Source organism: Polynucleobacter brandtiae (genome assembly GCF_002797575.1).
Lineage (GTDB): Bacteria > Pseudomonadota > Gammaproteobacteria > Burkholderiales > Burkholderiaceae > Polynucleobacter > Polynucleobacter brandtiae.
Map to the genome: position 1 here is coordinate 383,105 of NZ_PGTX01000003.1, position 6,251 is coordinate 389,355.

Genomic DNA, 6,251 nt, shown 5'->3' on the forward strand with positions numbered 1-6,251 from the left:
ACATCGATCACTCTTATTGCTCCACTCTTGATAACTGCTGTGATCGCCAAGGCAGTCACAAACTTCAACAATACTTTTTTGTTTAACTGCCTGTTTTAATCGTTGACTTTAATTTATCAAACTCAGGTCTCACGCTATCGTTAAACAGCTTGCCCTGTTTCTTTTGTTTATTAGTACCTTCTAACTCAAGAATGTCAGCAATGATTTGATAGCTGACCATTCCATTGTGTGCGCCTCCAGAAGCGGCAATATTCTCCCCATTGAACCAAACAGATGGAGCAGGTGTTAACGGAGGAACGGCTGTTTGTGGAAGAATTAAAATAGGTAATCTATACGCATTAGCAATTTCTGCGGCAATTTGAATATTGGTATTACATCGTGTGCCCGGGGGATCTTGGTTGATAAACACCAATGCCTTTTGTCCGTTAATCTGCTGTGGCACTGGAGTGTTTGCTAGGCAGATCGCCGACAATAGTGAGAGCATTCCTGCGATAAGTGATTTAACCATTTACCCACCCCTTTATATTCAATAAAATGATTGAATGATTATGCCCATATTAAAGCCAAGCTTCAAGCAAAAACTGTTTGAACAATTTGCCAAACTCGGAAAAGCCCTAGGTTCTGAAATTCGACTTGATCTACTCGAGTTGATCATTCAGCGCCCTACCGCTGTTGAGGATCTAGCAAAGAAGGTTAATTTACCCATTGCTAATGTGTCACAACATCTACAAGTATTAAAACAAGTGGGCATTGTTCAAACAACGAGGCAAGGTAAATCTATTGTTTATGAAATTAGCGACACTGATGTCATCGAGCTGTTTCTCAAGTTACAGCAAGTGGGTCAACGACATATTGATGAGGTAGATCAATTAGTAGAGAAGTATCTGACGTCAAAAGACAGCCTTGATGGATTGCCAGTAGATCAAGTTCTGAAATTGGCTAAGCGTGGTGAAATTACCTTACTAGATGTTCGTCCCCAAGACGAATATGCTTACTCTCACTTAAGTGGCGCAATCAATATCACCCTTGAAGAGTTAGAAGAGCGCCTTAAAGACTTGCCCAAATCAAAAATGGTTGTTGCCTACTGTAGAGGGGCTAACTGTATCTTGTCTTATGAGGCAGTAAAAAGGCTGCGACTTAGAGGATTTAAAGCAGTTCGTACTGAAGATGGTATTCCAAATTGGCTTAATACAAAAATCAAGCTCGTCAAGCAAGAAGACTAAGACTTGGCTTTTTTTAATAGACTGATTCAAAGCCCGCGATCTGCTTTTAAAACCGCGCTAGCTATTTCTATAAGCCTTCATATTGGCTTACTCATCCTATATCTTCCACCCAAATCAAAGACACCCAACAAAATAGAGCAAACGGTTGTAGTTATCAAGCTTGAGCAACCCGAACCACCGCAACAAAAAACTACCCCTGTACCTACGGTACGTACTGTACGTACATTAACCAATACAGTCCCCGCCACACAAGCGGCCCCATCTGCCCCCACTGCGCAAGAATGGGCATTTGCTAGCCAATACACGCTTAAAAATAGTAAAGGCTATAGACACTCTTGGGGCAAACAAGTACGAAGCATGATGGGTACTGCTGTTGAAGGACCCGATCAAGGCGAAGTGCGCTTTCGTATTGAGATTGCCCCTAATGGCCAGTTAGTGTCCATAGACACTTTGTGGTCAACATCTCGTGTTGCTGAAAAGCTTGCTCGTGATGCGGTAAGTAAAATGCCAGCCTTACCACCTACCCCTAATGGGAAACCGCTGGTTTTTGAAAGAACTATCTCTTTCTCACCCTTTGCGAGCGATGACACGCCGCTGTATAGAGATGACTGTATTCCTGATCCACCCCAATTTATCAATCCATTTGCTTGGGATGGTAAATCAGCTCAAACAGTTGCTAAAACAAAGCCACCAGAAAAACTAGATCCCCAAGCACTAGCAGAGTGCCTAAAGCAGTTACCGCAAGACTCTATTGAGGGTGAAGCGGCAAGCAATCAAAGACAGATAGAACAATGGCGTTCTAGCAAACCTAATCTTCAGAAATAATCACTATAGATATATTCGTATATACGCATACATCAGTATCTATAAATGTCGTTTTAAACGACATTTCAAACTAGCCGAGTTCTTTCCGCCCCACCAAATACTTAACACCCTTAGATCCATAAGACTCTGAGTGAATTTGATTTGCTTGTAGATGAAATACATCGCCGGCGAGATATATGGCTCGATTTCTATCAATGGCAATGTCTATTTGGCCACTGAGCACCAAGGCCTTTGCCTCATACGTGTGGGCATGTTGATCAATATAGCCATGAGGCTCTTTCTCAACAATGATTGACTCAGGAAAGCCTTCTTTTGCTAATACTTCAATAAATTTTTCTTGATTCATGTACATATTTTAATCTAGCCATATTTTTATGTCATGAAGAACAGCCAATTTTGACCGGCCCAAGGATTGCTTATTGCTGTGTGGGTGGAGAAAAAGTTTAGTGGTGTAAGCAGGATTCGAAATCCTAGACTTAGGATCAAACAGCATAAGGAAATCATTCATCCGCCTGACGGCGAGTGAGATTTCCGTAGGGTAGCTAGAAATAAAAAAGCCCTCATTTCTGAGAGCTTAGTGATTCTTGGTGGCCCGGGGCGGAATCGACCAGGGCATCAGGATTACATATCCCCTATCGACCGAGGCTTGATAGGATAGGCCCTCACTTACACTGATAAGATGACATGTATACATAAAAAAGGTCATTTATGACAACTGATAATATTTCACGTAGAACATTCATAATCGCTGGCTCAGTACTTGCGGCAATGCCAACTCTTGGTTTAATGGCTCAAGAGAAGAAAGTCTTCATGGACTGGACTTACAGTCAGTTAAATGATCAGCTAAATCAAGGCCCGTACTTACCTTCTGCGCCCGAACTTCAGAGGTTTGCAACTGATTTTTCCGAAAAAAGCTCAAAATTCAGAGCCCAGCACCCACCTAAAACATTCGCCTATGGATCGTCTAATGCGGAAAAGTTAGATGTATTTGCCCCAGCAAACGCAAAGGACCTGCCAGTGATGATTTTTATTCATGGCGGCGAATGGAATGTTGGCACTAAAGATGCTTACTCATCTCTAGCTGCCCCATTTTTACAATCCAATGCTATTTGCGTAGTTCTTGGTTTTGATAATATTCCACCAAATACGATTTCAGGGATGGTGGGTCAAGTCCGTAGGGCTATTGAATGGGTCTTTAAAAATGCCAAACAAATTGGAGCGGATCAAAATAAGATGTACGTATCTGGCCACTCCTCTGGCGGCCATTTAACCAGCATGATGCTAGTGACTGAATGGCAAAAACAAGGGTTGCCTGCCAACCTATTTAAAGGTGGTGTCGTGCTTAGCGGTTGGACAAACTTATATCCAGACTCACTTTCTATCCGACAGCAGTATTTGAAACTTAAGCCTGCAGATATCAAACAATTTAGTCCTGTGGATTATGCACAGAATGTTACCTGTCCCGTCATCGTTGCCTATGGAGCATTAGAAAGCCCCTATATGCAAATGCAATCAGAGATATGGGCAAAGAAATTAAGATCACATAGCCGACTTGCAGGCTCATACCGAGTGGCTAATCACAATCACTACCAAATGCCTTCTTTGTTTACTGAAAATAATAATCAAGTGATTAAAGCGACATTAGCAATGATGGATCTTGTGTAGTGATTGTCGTTTAAATTGACGCTTGACCAACGCAAGGATAAATTGATATTTGTCGTTTTAAACGACATTTCTATCGCCGATCTAGTCTAGAGACAGAGTAAGACATCCCCACTTGTAGGATCAATAGCATCTAAATGGCTATTCTCCAATAGTAGTTTGAACTTGCCCTGTTTTAATCCACTGAATAATTGCTTTTGAACTAAGCTCTTCTCTACCGCCCATAGAATGTAAGTGGGTTCCACCACAAACATCTCCTGTGCCCTCACCACCCTTGACGGTAATTAGATTATTTTTAGAGTAAGCGACTACAGTGGCATACGGAGTGTGGACACATTGGTCATCACCATGATGAATGTTTAAGACAGGAGCTTTTATGGCGGTCATATCAAATGACTCTACTGAATAACCATAAGCCCGCATTCGGGTATTCGCATGAGTCATAGAGGCGGAGTGAATACTTCCCTGTATTTCATTTCCCAGATTTTTACCAAGCCACTTTGAAGAAATAGTTCCATAACTATGTCCCATTACGAAAATCTTCTTCATGCCATATTTTTCTTTTAATACAGCAATGATTTTTCTGACATCATCAGCATGTTTTATCGATGACCGATAGTCGTCATTGCACCCGATAGGAGTATTACCAGGGGCAACAGAGTTTTCATCACTTGGACAATCCATTACTACAAGTGATATTCCCGCTTGAGAAAATAAGTCCACATTGTTTCGAAGATAATTTAAATTTCGCTGCCAATCATTCTCTGTTTTGATATTCGCAATACCTGACCAGCCGCGATAAAAAAGTAGTGCTGTATCAGAAGGAACTGCTGATTTTAGAAGAATCGCCCTTTGAACAACTGGTGACTTTGAAAATAATCCCATCTCACGGCCAGCATCTACCTCAATGAGAATGGGGTTAATAGTTTGAGCATGTGCATGCCCCATCGCTAAATAAATGATGGCACAAACCAGTCTCAATATATTTCTGTTCATGGCATCTCTGTATCGCTTAAATGGCTATAGAGGATCGTATCAGTATTTTGTCGTTTAAAACGACATTTTTATAGTTGGACTAGTCTAGAGATTCGCTAGACAGCGAATGAGAGGACCGTGTGTAAACCATGTGCCCGGTATAGAACCAAAAAAATAGCCCAACATGTGGGCTATTCCGAGATCTTGGTGGCCCGGGGCGGAATCGAACCACCGACACAAGGATTTTCAATCCTCTGCTCTACCGACTGAGCTACCAGGCCAAGAGTAAGAATTATAAATGAAACTGTTTGTACTCTGCTAGAAACTGCACTGACTTTGTTTTCTTCTGCGTAAATGTGCCCGACTATGCCCGTAAACGCTAGCTGTACCGTAATTTCAGTAGCCCAAACACTTTTTCGTTTGTACCGCACTCGCACTAAAAATTTCGCTTGCCCAGTCCTGTAAGGTGAAACTACGCTTACATTTTTGGCGTCCGCAATGCGAAAGAATTCACAAGTTTTAAGCATTACTCAACTGTTAAGTACAGAAGAAATACAACAACGACAAAGCAATCTACAAAAGCTCTATGTAGTGCCCACGCAAAAGGCAACACTAAGTACCGTCCATTTAAGGGACGGTGAAGTAGTGCTTTATAAGCGGGAAAGAAGCACTGTATGGCAAGCTCGTTTTAGGCTGTATGACAAGAAGTGGCACTCTGTTTCTACCAAGCATTACAACCTTGAATTTGCTAGCCGTGCGGCTTGTGAAATATACGACGAGGCACGCTTTCGGGAACGTATGGGTATAAGCCACATACGCAGAAAATTTGAAGCTATTGCCAAAGCCACAATTAAAGAATTAGAGGCAGAGTCTCAAGCGGGTATTAAGCCCATGACAAATATCGACTACATTCGAGTCATTAATAAGTACTTCATTCCATTTTTTGGACAACGCTATTTAGAGAATATTAGTAGTGAGCACATGCGTGAATATGAAATATGGCGAAATAACTTAATGAAGCGAGTACCGCTAGCTAGCACCTTAGCTACTCACTCAAGTGCATACAACAGAATAATTGGCACAGCAGTACAGCGTGGCTAGATAAGTGCACAAGTTCCACTGGCACATATAAGCAGACGAGGCGCTAAAGGTGTTGCACGCCCCGCTTTTAGTCGGAGTGAATTGGAATACTTACTTAACTTTTTAGCTGACTACAGCTTAGGCGGGCATAGTGCGTTGGCAAAAGAAATGCGGCTACTTAGCCGTGACTATATTGAATTGCTTGCGGCAACTGGCATGCGTAGCGGTAAAGAAAGCCTCAATATTAAATGGAAGCATATTGAATGGTATGTAGACATTAGGACTGGTAAACGCTACTTACGTATATGGGTAACTGGCAAAACGGGGGCTAGGTATTTAATTGCCAAGCATAGGGCTGAAGAAGCATTACAAAGGTTAGCCAATAGAGAGCTGAATCGCTACCACTTCTGTAGACACTTTCTAGCCTAATATTTAGGTTATTAGGAGGTGTTATGAGTAAGCGTCAACGATTTACTGAAGAGTTCA

At 41.9% G+C, this 6,251-nt stretch carries 8 protein-coding genes and 1 tRNA gene; 5 read left to right on the forward strand and 4 right to left on the reverse strand.

The window, feature by feature from the left end:
- Nucleotides 1–82 precede the first annotated feature (82 nt).
- Nucleotides 83–508: a hypothetical protein gene (locus B0G85_RS08035; protein WP_100379919.1), complete on the reverse strand. Its 426-nt coding sequence runs from the start codon at nt 506–508 to the stop codon at nt 83–85.
- Nucleotides 509–542: 34 nt separating this feature from the next.
- On the opposite strand from B0G85_RS08035, the gene B0G85_RS08040 reads away from it, so the two are divergent.
- Nucleotides 543–1,223, forward strand: coding sequence for an ArsR/SmtB family transcription factor (locus B0G85_RS08040; protein ID WP_100379920.1), 681 nt, complete (start codon nt 543–545; stop codon nt 1,221–1,223).
- A 3-nt stretch (nt 1,224–1,226) separates the two neighbouring features.
- Nucleotides 1,227–2,048: an energy transducer TonB family protein gene (locus B0G85_RS08045; protein ID WP_198508759.1), complete on the forward strand. Its 822-nt coding sequence runs from the start codon at nt 1,227–1,229 to the stop codon at nt 2,046–2,048.
- Nucleotides 2,049–2,118: 70 nt separating this feature from the next.
- Here the strand turns inward: B0G85_RS08045 and B0G85_RS08050 are convergent, their stop codons facing one another.
- Nucleotides 2,119–2,394, reverse strand: coding sequence for a cupin domain-containing protein (locus tag B0G85_RS08050; protein ID WP_100379921.1), 276 nt, complete (start codon nt 2,392–2,394; stop codon nt 2,119–2,121).
- A gap of 362 nt (nt 2,395–2,756) precedes the next feature.
- On the opposite strand from B0G85_RS08050, the gene B0G85_RS08055 reads away from it, so the two are divergent.
- Nucleotides 2,757–3,713 (forward strand): alpha/beta hydrolase, encoded by a 957-nt coding sequence (locus B0G85_RS08055; protein WP_100379922.1) that lies wholly within the window; start codon nt 2,757–2,759, stop codon nt 3,711–3,713.
- A gap of 138 nt (nt 3,714–3,851) precedes the next feature.
- Here the strand turns inward: B0G85_RS08055 and B0G85_RS08060 are convergent, their stop codons facing one another.
- Both B0G85_RS08060 and B0G85_RS08065 read right to left on the reverse strand, forming a co-directional pair.
- Nucleotides 3,852–4,706, reverse strand: coding sequence for an alpha/beta fold hydrolase (locus B0G85_RS08060; RefSeq protein WP_157799302.1), 855 nt, complete (start codon nt 4,704–4,706; stop codon nt 3,852–3,854).
- Between the two features lie 184 nt (nt 4,707–4,890).
- A tRNA-Phe gene (locus B0G85_RS08065) sits at nt 4,891–4,966 on the reverse strand.
- A 217-nt stretch (nt 4,967–5,183) separates the two neighbouring features.
- Between B0G85_RS08065 and B0G85_RS08070 the strand changes: the two genes are divergently transcribed.
- Nucleotides 5,184–5,786 carry a hypothetical protein gene (locus B0G85_RS08070; protein ID WP_100379924.1) on the forward strand — a complete coding sequence of 201 codons (603 nt, stop codon included), beginning with the start codon at nt 5,184–5,186 and terminating at the stop codon, nt 5,784–5,786.
- 81 nt (nt 5,787–5,867) lie between these two features.
- Nucleotides 5,868–6,194: a hypothetical protein gene (locus B0G85_RS08075; RefSeq protein WP_100379925.1), complete on the forward strand. Its 327-nt coding sequence runs from the start codon at nt 5,868–5,870 to the stop codon at nt 6,192–6,194.
- The last annotated feature ends 57 nt before the right edge of the window (nt 6,195–6,251 follow it).